At 61.8% G+C, this 25747-nt stretch carries 19 protein-coding genes; 8 read left to right on the top strand and 11 right to left on the bottom strand.

Annotation, left to right across the window (positions count from 1 at the left end; translation table 11 throughout):
* Window positions 1-5: 5 nt before the first annotated feature.
* Window positions 6-2675 carry a DNA gyrase subunit A gene (gene gyrA / locus AC19YX_RS24455; protein ID WP_020299636.1) on the bottom strand — a complete coding sequence of 890 codons (2670 nt, stop codon included), beginning with the start codon at window positions 2673-2675 and terminating at the stop codon, window positions 6-8.
* 355 nt (window positions 2676-3030) lie between these two features.
* Window positions 3031-4107: an S-methyl-5-thioribose-1-phosphate isomerase gene (mtnA, locus tag AC19YX_RS24460; protein ID WP_201131924.1), complete on the bottom strand. Its 1077-nt coding sequence runs from the start codon at window positions 4105-4107 to the stop codon at window positions 3031-3033.
* Between the two features lie 108 nt (window positions 4108-4215).
* Here mtnA and AC19YX_RS24465 point away from each other — a divergent pair, with 108 nt between their 5' ends.
* From AC19YX_RS24465 to AC19YX_RS24485, 5 genes are all read left to right on the top strand, one after another.
* Window positions 4216-5547, top strand: coding sequence for a TRZ/ATZ family hydrolase (locus AC19YX_RS24465; protein ID WP_078470709.1), 1332 nt, complete (start codon window positions 4216-4218; stop codon window positions 5545-5547).
* Between the two features lie 62 nt (window positions 5548-5609).
* A complete protein-coding gene (gene ubiG, locus AC19YX_RS24470; protein WP_500607226.1) occupies window positions 5610-6308 on the top strand; it encodes a bifunctional 2-polyprenyl-6-hydroxyphenol methylase/3-demethylubiquinol 3-O-methyltransferase UbiG in 699 nt (232 codons plus the stop codon).
* A gap of 4 nt (window positions 6309-6312) precedes the next feature.
* Entirely contained in the window at window positions 6313-6984 is a 672-nt protein-coding gene (mupP, locus tag AC19YX_RS24475; protein ID WP_500607227.1) for an N-acetylmuramic acid 6-phosphate phosphatase MupP, read from the top strand.
* A gap of 116 nt (window positions 6985-7100) precedes the next feature.
* A complete protein-coding gene (locus AC19YX_RS24480) occupies window positions 7101-7841 on the top strand; it encodes a YciK family oxidoreductase (RefSeq protein ID WP_078470711.1) in 741 nt (246 codons plus the stop codon).
* A 372-nt stretch (window positions 7842-8213) separates the two neighbouring features.
* Window positions 8214-9140: a GGDEF domain-containing protein gene (locus AC19YX_RS24485; RefSeq protein WP_078470712.1), complete on the top strand. Its 927-nt coding sequence runs from the start codon at window positions 8214-8216 to the stop codon at window positions 9138-9140.
* A 94-nt stretch (window positions 9141-9234) separates the two neighbouring features.
* Here the strand turns inward: AC19YX_RS24485 and AC19YX_RS24490 are convergent, their stop codons facing one another.
* The 7 genes from AC19YX_RS24490 to AC19YX_RS24520 form a co-directional block, all read right to left on the bottom strand.
* Entirely contained in the window at window positions 9235-9987 is a 753-nt protein-coding gene (locus AC19YX_RS24490) for an iron-containing redox enzyme family protein (RefSeq protein ID WP_500607318.1), read from the bottom strand.
* A 78-nt stretch (window positions 9988-10065) separates the two neighbouring features.
* Window positions 10066-12525 (bottom strand): EAL domain-containing protein, encoded by a 2460-nt coding sequence (locus AC19YX_RS24495; protein ID WP_500607228.1) that lies wholly within the window; start codon window positions 12523-12525, stop codon window positions 10066-10068.
* 211 nt (window positions 12526-12736) lie between these two features.
* A complete protein-coding gene (locus AC19YX_RS24500) occupies window positions 12737-14554 on the bottom strand; it encodes an ABC transporter ATP-binding protein (RefSeq protein ID WP_500607229.1) in 1818 nt (605 codons plus the stop codon).
* A complete protein-coding gene (locus AC19YX_RS24505) occupies window positions 14547-15149 on the bottom strand; it encodes a DsbA family protein (protein WP_178102949.1) in 603 nt (200 codons plus the stop codon). Before AC19YX_RS24505 ends, AC19YX_RS24500 begins: the two co-directional genes overlap by 8 nt.
* A gap of 36 nt (window positions 15150-15185) precedes the next feature.
* Entirely contained in the window at window positions 15186-16127 is a 942-nt protein-coding gene (gene trhO, locus AC19YX_RS24510; protein WP_078470716.1) for an oxygen-dependent tRNA uridine(34) hydroxylase TrhO, read from the bottom strand.
* 141 nt (window positions 16128-16268) lie between these two features.
* Entirely contained in the window at window positions 16269-16571 is a 303-nt protein-coding gene (locus AC19YX_RS24515) for a BolA family protein (protein ID WP_020299624.1), read from the bottom strand.
* Window positions 16572-16583: 12 nt separating this feature from the next.
* The gene (locus tag AC19YX_RS24520) at window positions 16584-17099 is read right to left on the bottom strand and encodes a DUF2059 domain-containing protein (protein ID WP_020299623.1); all 516 of its coding nucleotides are present in this window, start codon (window positions 17097-17099) and stop codon (window positions 16584-16586) included.
* Window positions 17100-17291: 192 nt separating this feature from the next.
* On the opposite strand from AC19YX_RS24520, the gene AC19YX_RS24525 reads away from it, so the two are divergent.
* On the top strand, window positions 17292-18686 hold the full coding sequence (locus AC19YX_RS24525; RefSeq protein WP_078470717.1) for a class II fumarate hydratase: 1395 nt from the start codon (window positions 17292-17294) through the stop codon (window positions 18684-18686).
* Between the two features lie 106 nt (window positions 18687-18792).
* Here AC19YX_RS24525 and AC19YX_RS24530 read toward each other — a convergent pair whose 3' ends face one another.
* A complete protein-coding gene (locus AC19YX_RS24530) occupies window positions 18793-19977 on the bottom strand; it encodes a thiolase family protein (RefSeq protein ID WP_078470718.1) in 1185 nt (394 codons plus the stop codon).
* A gap of 102 nt (window positions 19978-20079) precedes the next feature.
* On the bottom strand, window positions 20080-21594 hold the full coding sequence (gene pap, locus AC19YX_RS24535) for a polyphosphate:AMP phosphotransferase (RefSeq protein ID WP_078470719.1): 1515 nt from the start codon (window positions 21592-21594) through the stop codon (window positions 20080-20082).
* A 194-nt stretch (window positions 21595-21788) separates the two neighbouring features.
* Here pap and mnmC point away from each other — a divergent pair, with 194 nt between their 5' ends.
* Both mnmC and AC19YX_RS24545 read left to right on the top strand, forming a co-directional pair.
* The gene (gene mnmC / locus AC19YX_RS24540) at window positions 21789-23771 is read left to right on the top strand and encodes a bifunctional tRNA (5-methylaminomethyl-2-thiouridine)(34)-methyltransferase MnmC2/FAD-dependent 5-carboxymethylaminomethyl-2-thiouridine(34) oxidoreductase MnmC1 (protein WP_500607230.1); all 1983 of its coding nucleotides are present in this window, start codon (window positions 21789-21791) and stop codon (window positions 23769-23771) included.
* 202 nt (window positions 23772-23973) lie between these two features.
* Window positions 23974-25746 (top strand): N-acetylglutaminylglutamine amidotransferase, encoded by a 1773-nt coding sequence (locus tag AC19YX_RS24545; protein WP_500607231.1) that lies wholly within the window; start codon window positions 23974-23976, stop codon window positions 25744-25746.
* Window position 25747 lies beyond the last annotated feature (1 nt).

Below are 25747 nucleotides of genomic sequence, written 5' to 3' on the forward strand. Positions count from 1 at the left end.
TTTATTTAGTCTTGCGACTCTTCTTCGCCTGCGGCGTCAGCCTGCCGGCCCTCGGTTGCGTCATCCGGATCGGTGCCCGCGTCCAGCACGGTCCCTTCGAACTCTTCGCCCTCTTCGCCTTCCAGCTCGTCACCCTCGACTTCAGACGGCTCCTGCACCCGCTCCAGGCCGACCAACGTTTCATCGCTGGCCAGCTTGATCAGGGTCACGCCCTGGGTGTTACGACCCAGGCTCGACACTTCGTCGACCCGTGTACGCACCAGGGTGCCCTGGTCGGAAATCAGCATGATTTCCTCACCATCCAGCACCTGGACCGCACCGACCAGACGGCCGTTACGATCATTGCTGACCATGGCGATAACGCCCTGGCCGCCACGTTTGTACTCAGGGAATTCGGTGATCGCCGTGCGCTTGCCATAACCACGTGCGGATGCGGTCAGGATCTGGCTGCCCTCTTCCGGAATCAGCATGGAAATCAGCTTCTGGCCTTCCGGCAGACGCATGCCGCGCACACCGCGAGCGGTACGTCCCATAGCGCGAACGTCGGATTCCTTGAAGCGAGTGACCTTGCCGCCGTCGGAGAACAGCATGACTTCACGCTCGCCATCGGTGATCGCGGCAGAAATCAGCACGTCGCCTTCGTCCAGCTCCAGCGCGATCAGGCCGACGCTGCGTTGACGACTGAAGGATTCCAGCGGGGTCTTCTTCACGGTGCCGCCAGCGGTGGCCATGAAGATGAAGTGACCTTCGGTGTATTCCTCGACCGGCAGCATGGTGGTGATGTACTCACCCTCATCCAGCGGCAACAGGTTGACCAGCGGACGACCACGGGCCGCACGCGATGCTTCAGGGATTTCGTAAGTCTTGAGCCAGTACACCTTGCCCTTGCTGGAGAACAGCAGCAGCGTGGTGTGGCTGTTGGCTACCAGCAGGTGAGCAATGTAGTCCTCATCCTTGACGCCAGTGGCCGATTTGCCTTTCCCGCCACGACGCTGGGCCTGGTACGCAGCCAATGGCTGGGTCTTGGCATAGCCGCCGTGGGAGATGGTCACCACGCGCTCTTCTTCCGGGATCATGTCACCCAGGGTCAGGTCGAGACGGGCATCGAGAATCTCGGTGCGGCGCACATCGCCGTATTCGGCACGGATCACTTCCAGCTCTTCGCGGATCACTTCCATCAGGCGCGTAGCGCTGTTGAGGATGCGGATCAGCTCGCCGATCTGGTTGAGGATCTCTTGATACTCAGCCAGCAGTTTTTCGTGTTCCAGGCCGGTCAGGCGGTGCAGACGCAGCTCCAGAATGGCTTGCGCCTGCTCTGGCGACAGGAAGTACTTGCCTTCGCGCAGGCCGTACTGCGGGTCCAGGGTCTCTGGACGGCAGGAATCGGCGCCGGCGCGTTCGACCATTGCCACCACCGCGGAGGACTCCCAGGCAGTGCTGATCAGCGCTTCCTTGGCTTCCGACGGGGTTGGCGAGGCCTTGATCAGGGCAATGACCGGGTCGATGTTCGACAGGGCAACCGCTTGACCTTCAAGAATGTGGCCGCGTTCGCGCGCTTTACGCAGCTCGAACACAGTACGGCGGGTGACGACTTCACGACGGTGACGAACGAAGGCTTCCAGCAGATCCTTGAGGTTGAGGATCCGAGGGCGGCCATCGATCAGGGCCACGATGTTGATACCGAACACCGCTTGCAATTGGGTCTGGGCGTAGAGGTTATTGAGGATCACCTCAGGCACTTCGCCGCGACGCAGCTCGATCACCACGCGCATCCCGTCTTTGTCGGACTCGTCGCGCAGCTCGGTGATGCCTTCGAGCTTCTTCTCTTTAACCAGCTCGGCGATCTTCTCGATCAGACGCGCCTTGTTCAACTGGTATGGGAGCTCGGTAATGACGATCTGCTGGCGGCCACCGACCTTGTCGATATCTTCGATCATCGAGCGGGCGCGCATGTAAATGCGGCCACGACCGGTGCGATAGGCTTCGATGATGCCGGCACGACCGTTGATGATCGCGGCGGTCGGGAAGTCCGGGCCCGGGATGTATTGCATCAGCTCGTCGACCGTCAACTCAGGGTTGTCGATCAGCGCCAGGCAACCGTCGATGACTTCACCGAGGTTGTGCGGCGGAATGTTAGTCGCCATGCCCACGGCGATGCCGCTGGAACCGTTGACCAGCAGGTTGGGAATACGGGTCGGCATGACCGCCGGGATCATTTCGGTGCCGTCGTAGTTCGGCACCCAGTCCACGGTTTCTTTATGCAGGTCGGCCAGCAGCTCATGTGCCAGCTTGGTCATGCGCACTTCGGTGTATCGCATGGCCGCAGCGTTATCGCCGTCGACCGAACCGAAGTTGCCCTGACCGTCTACCAACAGGTAGCGCAGCGAGAATGGCTGCGCCATCCGAACGATGGTGTCGTACACCGCGGTATCACCGTGAGGGTGATACTTACCGATCACGTCACCGACAACACGGGCAGATTTCTTGTACGGCTTGTTGAAGTCGTTGCCCAGCTCGCTCATCGCGAACAGCACACGCCGATGCACGGGCTTCAAGCCATCGCGCGCATCAGGCAGTGCCCGCCCGACAATTACGCTCATCGCATAGTCGAGGTAGGACTGTTTCAGCTCGTCTTCGATATTGACCGGGAGGATTTCTTTGGCCAGTTCGCCCATGAGAAGCCTGATTCCTTTTTCTGGTGAAACCTCGTCACATCCATATGGGACGAACGAAGCTCGTCGCTGCAGGCCTAGCGCCTTGCACCGACTTACGACAAATCAACAAGTTATGCCATGGATTTGCGCAGTAAAGGCAACCACTTTGGGCCACCTTGGAAACCGCCGGATGTTATCACAATCGCCGCCACGCACCTATCCCCCAGATGCGCATGGTGCGTAGTTAGTTGACCGGTGACAGCCTGATAGGGGACCAGAGAAGCTCAGAGGCGGATTTCGCGCTTAAACGGGGATTTTTTCTTGACCAATAGCCGTTTCCAGGGAGCAGCGGCCTACTCCACGGGAAACGAGTGTCTCAATGCAGGCGTTTGCGGCACATCAATTGGGCCATTTTCGCGGTATCCGGCCGCTCGACTATGCCTTTTTCAGTGACGATGGCGTCGATCAGGTCTGCCGGCGTCACATCGAATACCGGGTTGAAGGCGTCCACCTCGGCACCGACGCGCTTGCCGCCCACTTCCAGCAATTCCTTGCCGTCGCGCTCTTCGATCGGGATCTCATCGCCACTGGCGAGGTTCATGTCGATGGTGGAACTGGGCGCGACCACCATGAATCGCACGCCATGGTGCATGGCATTGACCGCCAACTGATAAGTGCCGATCTTGTTCGCCACATCACCGTTGGCGGTGATGCGGTCGGCACCGACTATCACCCAGGTCACACCCTTGGTCTTCATGATATGGGCCGCCGCAGAGTCTGCGTTCAAGGTCACCGGAATGCCTTCATTGGCCAGCTCCCAGGCCGTCAGGCGCGAACCTTGCAGCCAAGGCCGGGTTTCATCGGCGTAAACGCGCTCGACCATGCCTTCGAGCCATGCCGCGCGGATAACCCCCAACGCCGTGCCAAAGCCACCGGTGGCCAGGGCACCGGTATTGCAGTGGGTCAGCAGCGCCTGGGCATTGCCCTGGTGCCGGCGGATCAGGTCCACGCCCAACTGCGCCATGGTCAGGTTGGCTTCGCGATCGCTTTCATGAATGGCCAGAGCTTCGGCCTCGAGCACGGCCAGCGGGTCGATGTGGTCCTTGAGCCGCTCCAGGCGATCGCGCATGCGATTGAGCGCCCAGAACAGGTTGACCGCGGTCGGGCGCGAGTCGGCAAGCAGGGTGAAGTCCTCCTCCATTGCCGCCTGCCAGTCACCGCCGGCGGCAAACCGCGCGCGCGCCGCCAGGACCACGCCATAGGCCGCGCTGATGCCGATTGCCGGCGCGCCACGGACCACCATGGAGCGAATTGCCTCGGCAACGCCCGCGGCGCTGGTGTAGGCGATCCAGGTTTCCTCGAAAGGCAAAATGCGCTGATCGAGCAGATACAGGGCGTCATCCCGCCAATCGATGGCCTTCACCTTCTCCGCAGCCAACAGTCGATCGCGCATCCTTCACCCCGCACTCATGAACAAAAGCCGTCGATTATAGCGATCCCCCGGCGAAGACGCTCGGGTATACTTCGCCATCCCTTACAAAAGCTCTGGAACCGATCTTCGATGCCGACACCTGCCGCTGCGCTCGACTTATTGCTGTTGCCGACCTGGTTGGTGCCTGTCGAACCTGCTGGCGTGGTTCTCAAAGAACACGGCCTGGGCATCCGCGACGGGCGCATCGCCTTTATCGGGCCCAGGGCCGAGGCCTTGCGCCTGAAGGCCACGCAAGTGCGGGAACTGCCAGGCATGCTGCTCAGCCCGGGCCTGATCAACGCTCACGGGCATGCGGCCATGACCCTGTTTCGCGGCCTGGCCGACGATCTACCGCTCATGACCTGGCTGGAAAAGCACATCTGGCCGGCCGAGGCCAAGTGGGTCGATGAAGCCTTCGTGCGCGACGGCACCGACCTGGCGATTGCCGAACAGCTCAAAGGCGGCATTACCTGCTTCTCCGACATGTACTTCTTCCCCAAGGTGGCCAGCGAACGCGTGCACAACAGCGGCATACGCGCACAGATCGCGATTCCAATCCTCGATTTCCCGATTCCCGGCGCCCACGACGCCGATGAAGCGATCCGCCAGGGCGTCGAGCTGTTCGGCGACCTCAAGCACCACCCACGCATCAAGATCACCTTCGGCCCTCATGCACCCTATACCGTGGGCGATGAGAACCTGGAAAAAATTCGCGTTATCGCCGAAGAACTCGACGCCTCGATCCATATGCACGTCCATGAAACCGCATTCGAGGTGCAACAATCCCTCGAACAGCGCGGCGAGCGGCCCCTGGCCCGCCTTGGCCGCCTCGGTTTGCTCGGCCCTCGGTTCCAGGCCGTTCATATGACCCAGGTCAGCGATGAAGACCTGGCTTTGCTGGTAGAAACCAACAGCAACGTTATTCATTGCCCGGAATCGAACCTCAAGCTGGCCAGCGGTTTCTGCCCGGTGGAGCGACTTTGGCAGGCTGGGGTGAATGTCGCGGTCGGCACCGATGGCGCCGCCAGTAACAATGACTTGGATCTGCTGGGTGAAACCCGCACTGCCGCGCTGCTGGCCAAAGCCGTTGCAGGCTCCGCCACCGCACTGGACGCCCATCGTGCCCTGCGCATGGCGACCCTGAACGGCGCTCGCGCCCTGGGCCTGGAGGCTGAAGTCGGTTCGCTGGAACTGGGCAAGGCCGCGGACCTGGTGGCGTTCGACCTGTCGGGTTTGGCCCAGCAGCCGATTTATGACCCGGTTTCGCAGCTTATATATGCCACCGGCCGCGATTGCGTGAAACACCTTTGGGTCGCCGGCAAGCAGTTGCTCGACGACCGGCGCCTGACCCGCCTCGATGAACAGCAGCTGTGCGCCACGGCCACCGCCTGGGGCCAGCGCATCAGCGGACATACCGAATAGACAGACCCCTTGAGGATCAACTCAAGGCCCAGTGCAGAATTTTTTAGATTTGAGGATTACCCATGAGCAACGTCGACCACGCTGAAATCGCCAAATTCGAAGCCCTGGCTCACCGCTGGTGGGACCGTGAAAGCGAGTTCAAACCCCTGCACGACATCAACCCGTTGCGGGTCAACTGGATCGACGAGCGGGTCAACCTCGCGGGCAAGAAAGTCCTCGACGTCGGTTGCGGCGGCGGCATCCTCAGCGAAGCCATGGCCCAGCGTGGCGCTACCGTGATGGGTATCGACATGGGCGAGGCGCCACTGGCAGTGGCGCAGTTGCACCAGCTGGAGTCGGGTGTCAGCGTCGAATACCGGCAAATCACCGCCGAAGCCCTGGCCGAAGAAATGCCCGAGCAATTCGACGTCGTGACCTGCCTGGAAATGCTCGAACACGTACCGGACCCGTCGTCGGTGATCCGCGCCTGCTTCCGCATGGTCAAGCCGGGCGGCCAGGTGTTTTTCTCCACCATCAACCGCAATCCCAAGGCTTACCTGTTCGCCATCATTGGCGCGGAATACATCATGAAGCTGCTGCCGCGCGGCACCCATGACTTCAAGAAATTCATCCGCCCTTCCGAGCTTGGCGCCTGGAGCCGCATGGCCGGCCTGACCGTCAAGGACATCATCGGCCTGACCTACAACCCCCTGACCAAGCACTACAAGCTGGCGGCGGACGTTGACGTCAACTACATGATCCAGACCCAGCGAGAGGAATAAGCCCATGGGTATCAGAGCAGTTCTTTTCGACATGGACGGCACCCTGCTCGACACCGCGCCGGACTTCATCGCCGTCTGCCAGAGCATGCGCACCGATCGCGGCCTAGCACCGATCGTCGACCAGCACATCCGTGACGAAATCTCCGGTGGTGCCCGGGCCATGGTCGCCGTGACCTTCTCCATGGACCCTGAATCGCCCGGATTCGAAGAGCTGCGCCTGGAGTTCCTGGAGCGTTACCTCCAGCACTGCGCGGTGCACAGCAAATTGTTCGACGGCATGGCCGAGCTGCTGGCGGATATCGAGAAGGCCAACCTGATCTGGGGCGTGGTGACCAACAAGCCGCTGCGTTTCGCCGAACCGATCATGCAGCAACTGGGGCTGTCCGAACGCTCGGCCCTGCTGATTTGCCCGGACCACGTGAAAAACAGCAAACCCGACCCGGAGCCGCTGATCCTGGCGTGCAAGATGCTCGACCTAGACCCGGCCAGCGTATTGTTCGTCGGCGATGACCTGCGTGATATCGAATCCGGGCGCGATGCCGGCACCAAGACCGCCGCCGTGACCTACGGCTATATCCACCCGGACGACAACCCCAGGCACTGGGGCGCCGACGTGGTAGTCGATCACCCGCTGGAACTGCGCCGCGTGCTGGATAACGCCCTCTGCAGCTGCTGATGCGACGCGGGTAATACCCCTCGCCCGAGCAGTTGCACTGTCACCGCCCAGGCTGTGCGACCGGCCCAGCGCCAAGAGCGCTGCCGGTCCTATCGTTGAATTGTGTTGAGGTTTTTATGTTTGATTACTCCGCTCGCCCCGAACTGCTCAAGGATCGGGTCATCCTGGTCACCGGCGCCGGCCGTGGCATCGGTGCTGCCGCCGCCAAGACCTTTGCCGCCCACGGTGCCACCGTATTGCTGCTGGGCAAGACCGAAGCCAACCTGACCCAGGTCTACGACGAAATCGAAGCCGCCGGCCATCCGCAACCGGCGGTGATCCCGTTCAACCTGGAAACCGCCCTGCCTCACCAGTACGACGAACTGGCGGCCATGATCGAAACCGAATTCGGCCACCTCGACGGCCTGCTGCACAACGCGTCGATCATCGGCCCGCGCACGCCACTAGAGCAGCTCTCGGGCGAGAACTTCATGCGCGTGATGCAAGTCAACGTCAACGCCATGTTCATGCTGACCGGCACCCTGCTGCCGTTGCTCAAGCTATCCAAGGACGCCTCGGTGGTCTTCACTTCGAGCAGCGTCGGCCGCAAAGGTCGTGCCTACTGGGGCGCCTACGGCGTTTCCAAATTCGCGACCGAGGGCCTGATGCAGACCCTGGCCGACGAACTGGATACCGTGGCCCCGGTCCGCGCCAACAGCATCAACCCTGGCGCCACCCGCACCAGCATGCGCGCCCAGGCCTACCCCGGGGAAAACCCGAGCAACAACCCAACTCCGGAGCAGATCATGCCGGTCTACCTCTACCTCATGGGGCCGGACAGCAGCGGGATCAACGGCCAGGCCTTCGACGCCCAGTAAACATGCCGTACATCAGGTCGCGGCGGAAAGCTGTCGCGGCCTTTTTTGAAATTCCGCGGACTTTTGCCGCCTCCAGTCAAACAAATGCCGCGCCAGGCATCCTCTCTTGCCACTCATTATTGCCAACAGATTGAATTCAAAAGACTTTTATTTATCTGAACCGAATGGCATGACTTTCGCTCTAAACCTGCTCATACACGCAGTGTATTGGCGAGCCAGGCACCGCCCCAATCGGGGCTTATAACGACGGGCAAAGCGGATTAGACTGTGAAAACTCGTCCTACGGGACTGATGGAACAGTATGACGCGCAGCCCAGAGCCGCTCTCACCCAGCCAGTAAGACTGCATTACGTGCTCAGGGGCTCACGCCATATGAAAACACCAACCCAGACCAACGCAATTGACTTCGATAGCGCCAAATTGCAACGCCTGGGCTTTGGTCAACCATCGCCATTGGCGCAACGTCCGGTAGGGCTGGCTCAATTACGCCAGCAACTGGGCCTGCAGCTGCAAACCAGCCTCGAACCACAGCGGATCCTTGGCCTGTTCTTCCGTGAAGTCCAGCGCCTGGTCCCCCTCGATGCCATGGTCTATCAACACACCCCCAGCGACCTGCGCCTGGAGTTCGGGCTGCGCGGCCACCACTCGGTCAGCTACAGCCTCAGCCATGAAGGCGAGCCCATGGGCGAACTGGTGTTCCGACGCAATCAGCGCTTCAACGACCAGGAACAGGGCAACCTCGAATCGCTGCTCTCATCCCTGCTCTACCCCATGCGCAACGCCCTGCTGTATCGCGCAGCGACCCGCAGTGCCCTGCGTGACCCCCTGACCGATACCGGCAACCGTATCGCCATGGACCAGACCCTGCAGCGCGAAATCGAAATGGCACGCCGGCACACCCAGCCGCTGTCGCTGCTCATGCTGGATATTGACCACTTCAAGAGAATCAATGACAACCATGGCCACAGCGCGGGCGATGAGGTGCTCAAAGCCGTTGCAGCAGCCATCAAGGGGCAACTGCGCAATGTCGACATGGTGTTCCGTTTCGGCGGGGAGGAGTTTCTGATCCTGCTTTCCAACACCGGGCGCGACGCTGCCGCGATGATTGGCGAGCGCCTGCGGCATGCGACTCAGACCCACGATTATCGGGTCGACGGCCAGCCGATCGAACTGACCGTCAGCCTCGGCTGCTCGACTCTGTTGCCTGGCGAGTCGTCGGACAGCCTGCTGCGCCGTGCCGACAGCGCACTCTATGTGGCCAAGCGCGAAGGCCGTAACCGCCTGGCAATGGCCGGCTGAACCTGCCCCGAAAACAATCGCGGGCAGGTTCGTCGCCTCGGAAAGCCGCAGCTCCCGTTGACGCCGAACCTGCCCGCGCAGGCAAATCCTGTACTCAGCCTTCCGCTAGGGCCAACCGCTCGCGGCTTACGGGGGCTTTTTCCTGCTGCATACAGCGCTCCAGGAACAGGTACATGTAGTCGTAGCTCTTGCACACAGCCTGGCGCAACTCGACCTGCAACGCCTTACTCGGATTCTGGCCGGCCAGGGTGCAGATGATTTCCAGTGCTTCCCATGGATGGGCGTCATCGTACTGGGCATGCATCTTCAACCACTTCATGGCGCGCTTGCGGTCCTCTTCAGGAAAGGCCGCGGCGTATAGGCCATTGGAACAGACCAGCGCAGACCACTCGCCCGTCGCACCTTCGATCGCATAGTTGGTGGCAGCAATCGCCACGATCAGGGAGTCAGAGGAACTGGTATGCCAGCACCAGTGGCTCAAGGCGTGCAATTCGGGCGGCACTTGTTGCGCCTGCAGATCCTCCAGGCTGATGCCATGGGCTCGACTCCAGTGCACCCAGTAATCGGCATGGTTGAGCTCGACGCGAATATTGCGCATCAGCCAGCGTCGCGCCATGTCCTCGCCCGGATGGCGGGCAAAGCGGGTCTTGGTCAGGTTTTGCGCCATGTACAAAGCAAACTGCTCGACCACCGGCCAACCGCCAATAAGGTATTGGCGCATGGTCTTGGCACTGAGTTTGTTGTCACGCATGCGCTGATACAGTTCGTGTTCGACTACACGGCGCTTGCTCTCGCTGCAATCCTGGATCAGTTGCTGAGCCCAGGCGGGGTAACTTGCGGCTTCCATGAGCGGGCCGGTTCGGTTGAAGGTGTCAATCACTGTCGGGCTCCTTTTGAGTGTGATTCATACTGATCAACAAAGGTTTCAACGGAACGTGCCGGGCGCCTTGAACAACAGCGGCTGCGCGCGTGGTGGTCGACACTGCAGACTGTCACAGGTGAACAATTGCGGGCGTTCGATGATGTAGCCCTGAGCAAAATCCACACCGATTTCAAGCAACGCCTGCTCGATTTGCGGCGTTTCGACAAACTCGGCAATGGTGCGTTTACCCATGACATGGCCGATGTGATTGATCACTTCGACCATGGCGCGGTTAATCGGGTCGTCCAGCATATCCTTTACGAAACTTCCATCGATCTTCAAGAAGTCTACAGGCAAATGTTTGAGATAAGCGAATGAGGACATGCCCGCACAAAAGTCATCCAGGGAGAAGTGACAACCCAACCCTTTGAGTTCATTAATAAAACGAATCGCGCTGCCCAGGTTGGCAATAGCGCTGGTTTCGGTGATTTCAAAACAGATCATCGCTGGCGGAATGGCGTAGCGGGTGAATTGCTCGCGCAGGAAGTCGAGAAAGTCGTCGTCACCGATGGTAATGCCCGACAGATTGATCGCACACATGGCCATCGGCCCTTCGCTTTTCTCCTCAATGCACTGGGCAATGATCTTGAACACGTTCTGCACCACCCAACGGTCCAGGGACGTCATCAGCCCATAGCGCTCGGCTGCAGGAATAAAGCTGTCCGGCAGGATCATGCGCCCGGCTTCGTCATGCAGGCGCAACAGAATCTCGATATGTCCGCCAGAGCGATCAGGGTGTCCGAGGGCCGCAATCTCCTGGGAGTAAAGGCAGAAGCGATTTTCCTCAAGGGCCATATGCAGGCGCTGGACCCAGGCCATTTCGCCAAAGCGCAAGGACAGCTCCGAGTCATCGGCGTGGTAGACCTGGACTCGATTGCGGCCCTTTTCCTTGGCCATATAGCAGGCCATGTCGGCCGCACGCAGGGAGGTTTCCAGAGTGGTTGGGGTCTGCGCGATATGCACCAGGCCGATGCTGACCGTGGTCACGAACGGCCGGCCCTTCCACACGAAATGCAGGTTCTGCACGGTCTGGCGCAGGCCTTCGGCGATTTTCTCTGCCGCGTCAGGTGGGCAGTTCTCCAATAAAATGCCGAACTCATCGCCACCCAGGCGCGCCAGGGTATCGCCCTCGCGCAGCCCGGATTGCAGGAGCGCGCAGATGTGCCGCAACAATTCATCCCCGGCCGCGTGACCGCAGGTATCGTTGACCAGTTTGAACTGGTCCAGATCCAGAAACATCAACGCATGGCGCCCTGGCTGGCGCGACAGGTTGTGCAATGCCTGCTCCAGGCGGAACTCGAATTCCCGGCGGTTGGCCAGCCCCGTCAGCGCATCATGGGTCGCCTGCCAGGACAGATTGGCGATGTACTGACGCTCCTGGGTCATGTCGTGCAGCACCAGCACGGTGCCGCTGACCTTGCCCGCGTTCTGGATCGGAGCCCCGACCAGGGTCACCGACACCGTGCTGCCGTCTAGGCGCTGGATCAGCTTGGAATGCTCGCTGCCGCCACTGAGCTGGCCACTGAGAATATGTTCGATCAGGGTAAACCCGTCGGCTTGGGCATTTTCATCCAGCAGGTTGAACAATGCCGCCAGGGGCAACCCTACCGCCTGCTCGGCTTTCCAGTGGGTCAGCTCTTCGGCTGCAGGGTTCATATAGGCGATGGCGCCTTCCACATCGGTGGTGATCACCCCGTCGCCGATGGACTGCAGGGTGATTTGCGCCCGCTCCTTTTCCAGCTGCAAGGCATCGGCAAATTCATGGCGCTGGGTGAGCAATTTGTGAGTTCGCAATAACGCCAGGGCAATCAACACCAGCGCGGTGGCCAGGTTGGTCACCAGCAGCAAACGCAGGATGACCCGCGAGCCCTCGCCCAGGGCATCACTGAACGCCTTGGCGGCCGGAGTCACCCCATCATTGATGGCGAAAATCTGGCTCTTCCAGCGAAGGATATCGGCATCACTGACTTGATTGCGGCTGATGCTCTGGTGCATATCCCGCGCCACCGCATCCAGCTGCACCAGGTAGCTGTCGCCGACGGTCCACAGGTCGATGGCCTTTTCCAGGTAACTGAAGTGGCGAAAGTTGAGGTACAGCCAGATCAGGCTGGACACATCGTCCGGATGGTTACCGCCCTTGAGGATACCCAGTCGCGCGGCTTCCAGGTCCGGCGGCTTGCGGTCCAGGGCGAGACGCAGTTCATGACCGCCCTGGGGCACGGCAATTGCGTTCTGGTATTTGAGGAAGGCCGATTCATCGCGGCTGTCGGCATAGAGGTTGAGGTAATAAATCGCATCCTTCTGCCCCTTGGACCACAGGCTTTCGCCCGCGACATACCCACGCACCGCCGAAAGGACGTAGAGGCTCAGGCCACCCAACAGTGCTTGAAACAACACCACGGCGATAAATGGCCAGACAATGCCCAGCAGCCGTGGGGTTCCGAGAGTGCGCTTTTGCTTCATGAGGTCCCTTGCATAAGCATTGCCCAATGAACACCCGAGGAGTCCTGCACCTACCAGCACAGACTAGGCTAGTTTGCGTCCGTTCGAAGTGCAGCGAGGCGCGCGCGTCGGCGCCTCGCCCTTGAATGCCTGTGGCCGATACGCTCGAAACAGGCTTTCCACCAAGGAATTCAATTACTAAGCGCAGAAAATCGGGCAAAACTCAAGAGCGTCAAATTTGCTGCAAGTGCCCATAAAGCTTGGCGTACAAACCTCCGTCGGCAATTAACTGCTGATGGTCGCCATCTTCGGCAATCTGCCCGCCATCGAACACCAGCACCCGATCCGCCTGTTTTACCGCCGACAGGCGGTGGGCAATGATCAGGGTCGTGCGCCCGCGCAGGAATCGGGTCAATGCCTGGTGCAGGCTGTACTCGGTAGCGGCGTCCAGGGCGGAGGTCGCTTCGTCGAGTATCACGACCTTGGGCTCGGCCAGAACCATGCGCGCAATGGCCAATCGCTGGCGTTGGCCGCCGGACAAACGCACCCCTGAACGTCCAACAACGCTGTCCAGGCCCTGGGGCAGGTTGCGCACCGTGGCTTCCAGCTGGGCGATTTCCAGGGCCTGCCAGCAGGCAGCGTCTGTGCGCTCGCGGCCCATGGTCAGGTTGGCGCGGATGCTGTCGTTGAACAGCGCCGGATGCTGCAACACCACTGCGACGTTTTCCCGCACGGTTTCCAGGCCAATCTCCTGCTGGGTCGAACCGCCGAAGCGGATGGTCCCGGCCTGCGGGGTATAGAGCCCCAGCAGCAACTGCACCAGGGTACTTTTTCCACCGCCACTGGCACCGACGATGGCGACCTTTTCGCCAGGGGTGATCGACAGGTCCAGTTGATTGAGCACCAGTTCGTCGCCATAGCCAAAACACAGGCCACGGACGTCGATTCCCACGGTTTCACGGCCCTGGAACGGGTCCACACCCCCCGGGTATTGCGGCTCGTCGGCACGCGCCAGCAACTCGTTGATGCGTGAAAGGGCACCACCGGCGGCGTAGTAGGCGTATTGCAGGTTCAGCAACTGCTCCACCGGGCCGATCATGAACCAGAGGTAGCTGAATACCGCCAGCATCTGGCCGATGGACAGGTCGGAAAACAACACGGTGAGCATGGCCGCTGCACGAAATATATCGATGCCGAACTGGAACAGCAGGCCGCTGGCGCGGCTGGATGCATCACTTTTCCACTGCGAGGCCACGGCAAAATCGCGAACCTCCCGTGCCCGCAGCCCAAGGCGGCCGAGAAAAAATCCCTGGCGATTGCCGGCCCGCACTTCCTGTATCGAGTCCAGGGTTTCGGTCAGGGCCTGGGTGAAACGCGCGGTGCTGTCGTTCTCCAGCTTCTTCAGGTGCTTGACCCGTTTGCCCAGTTGCACCGTGGCGTAGATCACCAGCGGGTTGAACAACAGGATCAACAGCGCCAGCTGCCAGTGCATCCACATCAGGATCCCGGCCGTGCCGACCAGGGTCAGCATCGCCACCAGGAAGCGACTGAGGGTTTCGCCGACAAACTTATCCACAGTGTCGAGGTCGGTGACCAAGTGCGTGGTCACGGTGCCGCTGCCCAGGCTTTCGTATTCAGCCAGGGAGATCCGCTTGAGACGCTCGATCAGCCGGGTGCGAATCCGATACACGATGTCCTTGGCCAGCCCGGCGAACAGCCGCGCCTGCAACACGTTGAACACCAGCGCGCCACAGCGCAGGGTCAGCGTCGCCAGCAGCATCAGGCCGATATAACCGGCCGCGCTCTGCCAAGCCGTGGGCAAGGCATGGTTCATGAATTTCAGCGCGGCGTCACCGTGGCCCAGCAGCACTTCGTCCACCAACAGCGGCAGCAGCAGAGGGATCGGCACGCTGCACAAGGTCGCCAGCACGGCGACGCCGTTGGCAATCCACAAGGCTTTCTTGTGATGCAGTGCCAGACGGCGAATTTCCGCCCAGCTCAGGCGGTCGACCGTTTGACCTTGCTCGCTCGTCGCGTCCCGTTCATCCACCGGCAGCTCGCTCCAACCAGCGTCCGAGCAGTGGCGACAACTCGCTCAGCGGTTGATAACCATTGGTCAGCAACGCCAGTTGACCATTGCGCTCGGCCAGCAGGGTCGGGAAACCGGCAATGCCCAGATCCTGTACCCAGGTGAAATCCGCTGCGGTGGCTGCGTGCTGTTCGGCACGGTCGAAAGCCTCGGCGAATTCGATTCGCGGCACACCCGCCTGCTCGGCCAACTCCACCAGCACACTGGCGTGGGTGACGTCGCGCCCCTCACGGTAAAACGCTCGCTGGATCAGCCCGAGCAGCTTCCAGGCGCAGTCGGGCGCCAGGCTGCGGGCGGTGACGATGGCGCGGCAGGCGGGCTCGGTGTCGTAGACGAAGCCATCCGGCAGCGCACCTTCGAACTGGAACGGCTGGCCGGTGGCCTCGGTGACCGCCTGCCAGTGCTCAAGAATGTAGCGCCGGGTCGTGGGCTCGAGCGCCGCACCGCTGCCGGTGCGCAAACCACCCACCACCAGGTGCAGCTCGACGCCTGCTGCATGTGCCTGCTCCACCAGGGCCTCGGCCACCGGAGCGAAGCCCCAGCACCAGGAACACATCGGATCCATTACATAGAGCAGGCGGGCAGACATGGCTCAGGCCTCGGAAGGTGATTGCTTGTAGTTGTAACCAATGGGGTGAGGCATGTTGCGAGCCTTGGCCAGTTCGATCTGCTTCTGCCGATCGGCGGCGCTGCGTCGGGTCTTCTCGCTCAGGGTGTTCCAGCAGTGCGGGCAACTGATGCCCGGCACATAGTGCTCGGATGCGCGATCTTCGACGCTTACCGGAGTGCGGCAGGCATGACATTGATCGTAGTCGCCTTCGCTCAGGTCGTGGCGCACGGTGACCCGGTTATCGAAGACAAAGCAGTCGCCCTGCCATTTGCTCTCTTGCTGCGGTACTTCTTCGAGGTACTTGAGGATTCCGCCCTTGAGGTGGAACACCTCGTCGAAGCCTTCGCTGAGCATGTAGCTGGAGGCTTTTTCACAGCGAATGCCGCCGGTGCAGAACATCGCGACTTTCTTGTGTTTGCTCGGGTCGAAGTGGGCTTTGATGTAATCGGGGAACTCGCGAAAACTGGTGGTTTTCGGATCGATGGCGCCTTCGAAGGTGCCGATCGAGACTTCATAGTCGTTGCGGGTATCGATCAGCAGTACTTCCGGATCGCTGATCAGGGCGTTCCAGTCTTGCGGGTCGACATAGGTCCCGACCTGCTTGTTGGGGTCCACGCCCTCGACACCCAGGGTGACGATCTCTTTCTTCAGCTTGACCTTGGTGCGGTAGAACGGCTGGTCGTCGCAGTACGACTCTTTGTGGTCGATATCGTCCATGCGCGGATCGTTCTTGAGCCAGGCCATCAGCCCGTCGATGCCTTCGCGGCTACCGGAAACCGTACCGTTGATGCCTTCTTCGGCGATCAACAGGGTGCCTTTGATGCCGTTGTCGAGCATCGCCTGCAGCAGGGGTTCGCGCAGGGCTACGTAATCTTCAAGGGTGACGAACTTATACAGTGCCGCCACGACAATGGGTTGTGTCATGGGTGATCTCCAGGTGGCTACCCTCGTAAAGGGTGAACCGGATGCGAAAAAAAACGCGCCGACTGAGCGGCGCGTTGCGGATTGTAGCAGGAAGGCAGCTACAAGCTCCAAGGGGCAAGCGTCAAGCTTGCGGCGGGCCCCTCAATGCTTGCCGCTGCCCCCGGCGCAGGTCGGCGAGGCCGGGGCCACACCGATCTTCGCCCATTCCTCAGGGGTATAGGTATGCAGCGCCAACGCATGGAACTCGCCCATCAGGTCGCCAAGCGTGGCGTACACCTTCTGGTGGCGCTTGACACTGTTGAGCCCGGCAAACTGCTCACTAACCAGCACGGCCTTGAAATGGGTCTGCAGCCCGCGACTGTGCATATGGCTTTCATCCGCCACCTGCAAATGCTCTGGCTGCAATGCGCCGAGCGCCGATTCGATACGTTGTTGCATGGTCATTCCTGGCTCCGCTTACTTCTTCTTCGCCGGTGCTGCTTTTGGCGTCAGTTCAGTGGTCATGTCATCCAGCAGCTTGTTGACCACAGGCACCGCGCTTTCCAGCTTGGCTTGGGTCAGTTGGGCCGATTGCTGGGTCAGCTGAGGCATTTTTTCCAGGACTTTCTTGCCCAGCGGCGACTGGTAGAACGCCACCAGGTCCTTGAGTTCGGATTCGCTGAAATTGCTGGTGTAGAGCTTGACCATGTCCGGCTTCAGCTTGTTCCAGCCGATGGCCTGGTCCAGGGCGGCGTTGGCCTTGGCCTGGTAGGTGTCCAGCAGGGCTTTTTTCGATTCGGGGGCTTTGGTCTGCTCAAACCGCTGAGCGAACATTTGCTGCACTTGCATGTACACCGGGGTACCCAGCTTGTCGGCGTGCGCCAGGGTCAGGAAGGCTTCGGCACTGGCATTGTGGCTGGCGGTATCGGCAAGAACCTGGCCGCTGGCGCAAACCAGAACAACCGCGGTACAGATGGCACGAAGACGAGTCATCGAGTTTCCTTTTCTAGCAGGCGAGGTAAGACCCCAAGGGCGACCATTCTGCGCCTAAAAAACTCATGCACTCAACCCCACCCCTTGCCGCGCCTGGATTTGCTCGACCAAACGACGCAAAAGCAGCTTTAGGGAACCCCTCTGCCCGATCACGACCTAAACTGCGCAATCAGACCTACAGGAGTGTGCACGATGAGCCGTATCGAAACCGACAGCCTTGGCCAGGTTGAAGTCCCGGATGAAGCCTACTGGGGCGCTCAGACACAGCGTTCGCTGATCAACTTCGCAATCGGCGACGAGCGCATGCCGCTGTCGGTGGTGCATGCCCTGGCCCTGATCAAGAAGGCCGCGGCCCGGGTCAACGATCGCAACGGCGACCTGCCCGCTGACATCGCACGCCTGATCGAGCAGGCCGCCGACGAAGTGCTGGCAGGCGATCACGACCAGCAGTTTCCGCTGGTGGTCTGGCAGACCGGCAGCGGCACCCAGAGCAATATGAACGTCAATGAGGTGATCGCCGGACGCGCCAACGAACTGGCCGGCAACCCACGCGGCGGCAAAAGCCCGGTGCACCCCAACGACCACGTCAACCGCTCGCAAAGCTCCAACGACAGCTTCCCGACCGCCATGCACATTGCCGCAGCCCAGGCCGTGCAGCATCACCTGCTGCCAGCGATCGCCGAGTTGTCCGGCGGCCTGGCCGAACTTTCGGCGCGGCACATGAAGCTGGTGAAGACCGGACGCACTCACTTGATGGACGCCACGCCCATCACCTTCGGCCAGGAGTTGTCGGCATTCATCGCCCAGCTCGATTACGCCGAACGGGCGATTCGCGCCACGCTGCCAGCGGTGTGCGAATTGGCACAGGGCGGCACCGCAGTGGGCACCGGACTCAATTCACCCCATGGTTTCGGCGAAGCGATTGCCGCCGAGCTGGCCGCGCTGTCGGGCCTGCCGTTTGTCACCGCACCCAACAAATTCGCCGCCCTCGCCGGCCATGAGCCGCTGACCAGCCTGTCCGGTGCGCTGAAGACCCTGGCCGTGTGCCTGATGAAAATCGCCAACGACCTGCGCCTGCTGGGCTCCGGGCCGCGGGCCGGGTTTGCCGAGGTCAAGTTGCCGGCCAACGAGCCCGGCAGTTCGATCATGCCCGGCAAGGTCAACCCGACCCAGTGCGAAGCCCTGTCGATGCTGGCCTGCCAGGTCATGGGCAACGACGTGGCCATCGGCTTCGCCGCCAGCCAGGGTCACCTGCAACTGAACGTGTTCAAACCGGTGATCATCCACAACCTGCTGCAATCGATTCGCCTGCTGGCCGATGGCTGCAGCAACTTCCAGCAGCATTGCGTGGCGGGCCTGGAACCTGATCCGGTGCAAATGGCGGCGCACCTTGAACGCGGCCTGATGCTGGTGACCGCGCTCAACCCCCATATCGGCTACGACAAGTCGGCGGAAATCGCCAAGAAGGCCTACGGCGAGAACCTGACCTTGCGCGAAGCGGCGCTGCAACTGGGTTATCTGACCGACGAGGAGTTCGACGCCTGGGTTCGCCCGGAAAACATGCTCGAGGCTGGCAAACAGGGCTGATTCGGGCTGTGGATAAAAACGGCTCTTGCACAGGCAACCCATGTAAGAGCCGTCGCTCCGTCAGCGGTGCAACCCGCCGCCAGGCCCCACAAAGAGGACTGTCTGCTCAACGCAAGGCCTCGAACAACCCACTCGCACCCATGCCCCCGCCCACGCACATGGTGACGATGCCATAGCGCAGGTTGCGCCGTTGCAGCTCACGCACCAGGTGCCCTACCTGTCGCGAGCCGGTCATGCCGAACGGGTGGCCGATGGAGATCGAACCGCCGTTGACGTTGTATTTCTGGTTGTCGATTTCCAGGCGGTTGCGGCTGTACAGGCACTGCGAGGCGAATGCCTCATTGAGCTCCCACAGGTCGATATCGGCCACTTGCAGACCCTTGGCCTTGAGCAGCTTGGGCACCGAGAACACCGGGCCGATGCCCATCTCGTCGGGCTCGCAACCGGCTACCGTAAACCCGCGAAACAACGCCCGAGGCTTGAGCCCCAGTGCCAGCGCTTTTTCCAGGCTCATGACCAGAGTCATGGACGCGCCATCGGACAATTGCGAGGAGTTGCCCGCGGTCACCGAGCCGTCTTCGGCAAATACTGGCTTGAGGCCAGCCAGGCTTTCCAGGGTGGTGTCAGGGCGGTTGCAGTCGTCGCGGTCCACCACGCCCTCGAGAATCTGCACCTGGCCGGTGTTCTTGTCCTCGACCCGGTACTTGACCGCCATCGGCACGATTTCGTCATCAAACAGGCCGGCCGCCTGGGCCTGGGCCGTACGCTGCTGACTTTGCAGGGCGTACAGGTCCTGTTCTTCGCGACTGACGTTGTAGCGCCGGGCGACAACCTCGGCGGTCTGGCCCATGGGGAAGTAGATCCCGGGAACCTGTTCCTTGAGCAGCGGGTTGATCAGGTTGTCGGTGTTGACGCTTTTCATGGTCAGGCTGATGGACTCGACGCCACCGGCGACGATGATCTCGCTGCAACCGGAAGCGATCTGGTTCGCGGCGATGGCGATTGCCTGCAGGCCCGAGGAGCAGAAACGGTTGAGGGTCATGCCCGCAGTGCCGGTGCCCAGTTGCGAAAGCACCGCGACGTTGCGCCCGATGTTGTAGCCCTGGGCGCCTTCGTTGGAGCCGGCGCCGACGATGCAGTCCTCGACGCTGGCCGGGTCGATGCCATTGCGGGTCAGCAGCGCATTCACGCAATGAGCCGCCATGTCATCCGGACGGGTCTGGTTGAACTTGCCGCGAAAGGATTTGGCCAGGCCAGTCCGTACGCTGTCGACGATCACCACTTCACGCATGGCACACCTCATTGTTGTTGTCGGTTAAGAGTGGATCGAGCATAGATCCAGCCCTCCCCCGACCGCGACAATCATTCACCCCGCGTATGCAAAACCATCGCCTTATTTGCCGTGCTTCTTATCGTGCTTGTCGGACTTTTCAAACGCCGATTCCAGGGCGCGGTTGATGGTGCGCAGCACTTTGACCCGCGCCCAGCGCTTGTCATTGGCTTCGACCAGGGTCCAGGCCGCAACTTCGGTGCTGGTGCGATCAACCATGTCGCCAACGGCCGCGCGATAGGCGTCCCACTTGTCGCGGTTGCGCCAGTCATCCTCGGTGATCTTGAAGCGCTTGAAGGGGATTTCCTCGCGGGCCTGGAAGCGCTCTAGCTGGGTCTGCTTGTCGATCGCCAGCCAGAACTTGACCACGATCACCCGCGCATCATCGAGCTGCTCTTCGAAGTCATTGATCTCGCCATAGGCACGCAACCAGTCACCCGGGCTGCAAAAGCCCTCGACCCGCTCCACCAACACCCGGCCATACCACGAGCGGTCGAACACGGTGAATTTGCCCCGCGCCGGAATATGCCGCCAGAACCGCCAGAGATAAGGCTGCGCCCGCTCCTCTTCGGTGGGCGCGGCAATCGGCACGATGCTGTACTGGCGCGGGTCGAGGGCTGCCGCCAGACGGCGAATGGCGCCCCCCTTGCCCGCCGCATCGTTGCCTTCGAACACCGCCACCAGCGCGTGTTTGCGCATGCGCTTGTCACGCAGCAAACCGGCGAGGCGCGCCTGCTCGGTAATCAGTTGTTCTTCGTAATCGTCTTTTTCCAGGTGCTGGGTCATGTCCAGGCTGTCGAGCAGGCTGATCTGATCGACGCTCACCGGCAACGGCGCCGCGTTCACCGTGGCCGGCTTGGCGGCGGGACGGTTGAGGGCGTTCTGCAGGCCCTCGAGCAGAATCCGCCCCACTGTCAGGCTGCGGTAGTGCGGGTCCACACCTTCGATCACGTGCCAGGGCGCGTAGTCGCGGCTGGTGCGGCGCAGGACACGCTCGCCGTATTTGACGAACTTGTCGTAGGTCTTCGACTGCTGCCAGTCCAGGGGGCTGATACGCCAGCTGTGCAGCGGATCGTCCTGCAGCGACTTGAGCCGCGCCTTCATCTGTTTCTTCGACAAATGGAACCAGAACTTGAAGATCAGCGCGCCCTCGTCGCAGAGCATTTTCTCCAGGCGTTCGGCGGCGTTGATCGCCTGGTCCAGGCGCGCATCCTTGAACTCCCCATGCACCCGCCCCTGGAGCATCTGGCTGTACCAGTTGCCAAAAAACACACCCATGCGGCCCTTGGCCGGCAGCATCCGCCAGTAGCGCCAGGCCGGCGGCCGCGCCAGTTCTTCGTCGGTCTGCTGGTCGAAGGTGCGCACCTCGATCAGCCGCGGGTCCATCCACTCGTTAAGCAGCTTGACCGTCTCGCCCTTGCCGGCGCCTTCGATGCCGTTGATCAATACGATCACCGGAAAGGCCGCTTTTTCTCGCAACTCGAACTGTGCTTCCAGCAGGGCTTCCCGCAGGGCGGGGACTTCGGCGTCGTAGACTTCTTTGTCGATGGCGTGACCGATTTCGGCAGATTCGAACATGGGCGGCTCCCTTCCAAGATGGGGCAAGACTAGCGGATCGCCCCCTGGCTGTGGAAACAAATCCCCGACGATTCATTCACCCGGCCTTGCCCCCGCGCCAATGGCGGCCGACTGTCGAACCACGGCCTTGTCATGGATCAATCGCCGCCACGGCTATCGGCTAGAATGGCCGCCTTGCCGTAATCGAGCCGAACATGACCGCCGTATTGCCCCACGCCCAGCTCGACTGGGACGAACAGGGACGCCCGCACTCGCGGGTGTTCGATGACGTGTACTTCTCCACCGAGTCCGGGCTGGATGAAACCCGCCATGTGTTTATCGAACAGAATCGGCTGCGCGAACGCTTTGCCGCGCTGGCCCCGGGTGCCCGATTTGTCATTGGCGAGACCGGCTTCGGCACCGGGCTGAATTTCCTCTGCGCCTGGCAGCTCTTCGAGCAACAGGCCGAGCCCAGCGCTCGCCTGCATTTCGTCAGTGTTGAAAAGTACCCGCTGGCCCCTGCCGACCTGCAACGCGCCCTGGCCCTGTGGCCGGAATTGGCAGCGTTCGCCGAGCTACTGCTCAAGGCCTATGTCGCAGTGCATCAGGGTTTCCAGCGCCTGGTCCTGGACCAGGGCCGCGTCACCCTGACCCTGCTGATCGGCGATGCCCTGGAGCAGTTGCCCCAGCTCGACGCACAGATCGATGCCTGGTTCCTCGACGGCTTCGCCCCGGCGAAAAACCCCGACATGTGGACCCCGGAGCTGTTCGCCGAGCTGGCGCGCCTGGCGGCCCCGGGTTCGACTATCAGCACCTTTACCAGCACCGGCTGGGTGCGCCGCCTGCTGAACGCCGCCGGCTTCAAAATGAAACGCACCCCGGGCATCGGCCACAAATGGGAAGTGCTGCGCGGCGAGTTTCTCGGCTGGCCCGCCGAGACTCCGGCACCCGCCACTGCCAGGCCCTGGTTCGCTCGCCCCGATCAGGCCCCGACAGACAAACACGCCCTGGTGATCGGTGCCGGCCTGGCCGGTTGCGCCAGTGCCGCGAGCCTGGCCGCACGCGGTTGGCGGGTCAGCCTGCTGGAGCGCCATGCCGGGCTGGCCCAGGAAGCCTCGGGCAACCCCCAGGGCGTGCTCTACCTCAAGCTTTCGGCCCACGGCACCGCGTTGTCGCAGCTGATCCTCAGCGGCTTCGGTTACACCCGGCGTCTGCTGGAGCACCTGCAACGGGGCGTCGACTGGGACGGCTGCGGGGTGCTGCAACTGGCGTTCAACGCCAAGGAAGATGAGCGCCAGCAACAATTGGCCGAGGCCTTTCCCCCCGACCTGTTGCATCGACTGGACCAGGCCCAGGCCGAGGCACGGGCCGGTATCGCCCTGGCCCAAGGGGGGCTGTTTTTCCCCGAGGGCGGTTGGGTCCATCCACCGGCACTGTGCCAGTGGCAGGCCCGCAACCCGTTGATCGAGGTCCTCGCGCACCACGATGTGCTGCACCTGCACAAGGTCGACCAGCAATGGCAAGCCTGGGACGGCGAGCAGTTGCTGGCCAGTGCGCCGGTGGTGATTCTTGCCGGCGCGGCAGAGATCAAGCGCTTCGCGCCCAGCGCCGAACTGCCCCTCAAGCGTATTCGCGGGCAGATCACCCGCCTGCCGCAGACCGCCCTCAGCCAGAGCCTGGCCACCGTGGTCTGCGCCGAAGGTTATGTCGCGCCGCCACGCCTGGGCGAACACACCCTGGGGGCGAGCTTTGACTTCAACAGCGACGACCTGACGCCCACCGCGGCCGAACACGCCGGCAACCTGCAGATGCTGGAAGAAATCTCCAGCGACCTGGTGGCACGCCTGCAGGCCGATCAACTGCCTGTGGATAACCTGCAGGGACGGGCCGCGTTTCGTTGCACCAGCCCGGATTACCTGCCGATCGTCGGGCCGCTGGCTGATCAGACGCTCTTCGCCCAGACCTACGCCGCACTGGCCAAGGACGCACGGCAAGTACCGGACCTGCGGTGCCCCTGGCTGGATGGCCTGTATATCAACAGCGGCCACGGCTCCCGGGGGCTGATCACCGCCCCGCTGTCTGGCGAACTGCTGGCCGCCTGGCTGGAAAACGAGCCGCTGCCCCTGCCCCGCAGCGTGGCCGAAGCCTGCCATCCCAACCGTTTTGCCTTGCGTCGGCTGATTCGCGGCAAAGCCTGAGCCCCTTGGCGGCGTTGCTCCCGTGCAACGCCGCCCGCATGCACCCCAAGCCTTTTCCAGCACCTGGCTGCGCACTACAGCCGGGCGCCTTATAACCTATCGGTCTAAAACTCCCGAGTTTCACACAGGTCAGTTTCTGAGTACCGGCCCTTCTGGCCGATCAACGATTGACTCTCCCCAACGGAAAAACCGGTAAGGACTTATGTGCGGACTAGCTGGCGAATTACGCTTTGATCATCAACCTGCCGACCTGGCAGCGGTTGAACGAATTACCCATCACCTGGCCCCTCGCGGCCCTGACGCGTGGGGCTTTCATAGCCAGGGGCCCATTGCCCTCGGCCATCGACGCCTGAAAATCATGGACCTGTCGGACGGCTCGGCGCAGCCGATGATCGACAACCAGTTGGGGCTGTCCCTGGCGTTCAACGGCGCGATCTACAACTTCCCCGAGCTGCGGGCCGAACTCGAAGGCCTGGGTTACTGCTTTTATTCCGGTGGCGACACCGAAGTGCTACTCAAGGGCTATCACGCCTGGGGCGCCGACCTGCTGCCCAAGCTCAACGGCATGTTTGCCTTTGCCATCTGGGAGCGCGATGCCCAGCGCCTGTTCATCGCCCGCGACCGTTTGGGCGTCAAGCCGCTGTACCTGTCCCGCACCGGCCAGCGCCTGCGCTTTGCCTCGGCCTTGCCGGCACTGCTCAAGGGCGGCGACATCAACCCGATCCTCGATCCGGTGGCGCTGAACCATTACCTGAATTTCCACGCCGTGGTACCTGCGCCGCGCACCCTGCTGGCCGGTATCGAGAAACTACCGCCCGCGACCTGGATGCGCATCGAAGCCGATGGCCGCACCGAGCAGCAAACCTGGTGGACCCTGCCCTACGGTCCGCGCGCTGACGAGCTCGACCTGACCCTGGAAGACTGGCGCGACCGTGTGCTCGACAGCACCCGTGAAGCCGTGGCGATCCGCCAGCGGGCGGCGGTGGATGTCGGTGTGCTGCTTTCGGGCGGTGTCGATTCGAGCATGCTGGTGGGCCTGCTGCGGGAAGTCGGGGTGGAAAATCTCTCGACCTTCTCCATCGGTTTTCAGGATGCCGGCGGCGAACGTGGCGACGAGTTCCAGTACTCGGACCTGATCGCCAAGCATTACGGCACCGAGCATCACCAGTTGCGTATCGACGAGCGCGAAATCATCGAGCAGTTGCCGGCAGCCTTCCGTGCCATGAGCGAGCCCATGGTCAGCCACGACTGCATCGCCTTTTACCTGCTGTCGCGGGAAGTGGCCAAGCACTGCAAGGTGGTGCAAAGCGGCCAGGGCGCCGATGAACTGTTTGCCGGTTACCACTGGTACCCGCAGGTAGATGGCGCCAGCGACCCGTATGCCGCCTACCGCGAGGCGTTCTTCGACCGCAGCTATGACGACTACGCCGCCACCGTGCAGCCCAAATGGCTGACCGCCAACGACGCCGCCGGTGACTTTGTGCGCGAGCATTTCGCCCAGCCCGGAGCCGACGCCGCGGTGGACAAGGCCCTGCGCCTGGACAGCACGGTGATGCTGGTCGACGACCCGGTCAAGCGTGTGGATAACATGACCATGGCCTGGGGCCTGGAAGCGCGCACGCCCTTCCTCGACTACCGCCTGGTGGAGTTGTCGGCGCGGGTGCCGGGTAAATACAAGCTGCCGGACGGCGGCAAGCAAGTGCTCAAGGAAGCGGCACGGCTGGTCATCCCCAGCGAAGTGATCGACCGCAAGAAAGGCTATTTCCCGGTCCCGGGCCTCAAGCACCTGCAAGGCGACACCCTGAACTGGGTGCGCGAACTGCTGCTGGACCCGAGCCAGGATCGTGGCCTGTTCAACCCGGCCATGCTCGACCGCCTGCTGACCGACCCGCAAGGCCAACTGACGCCATTGCGCGGCTCCAAGCTGTGGCAACTGGCAGCGCTGAACCTGTGGCTCAGCGAACAAGGAATCTGAT

The sequence above is a fragment of the Pseudomonas sp. MF09150 genome, assembly GCF_059862355.1.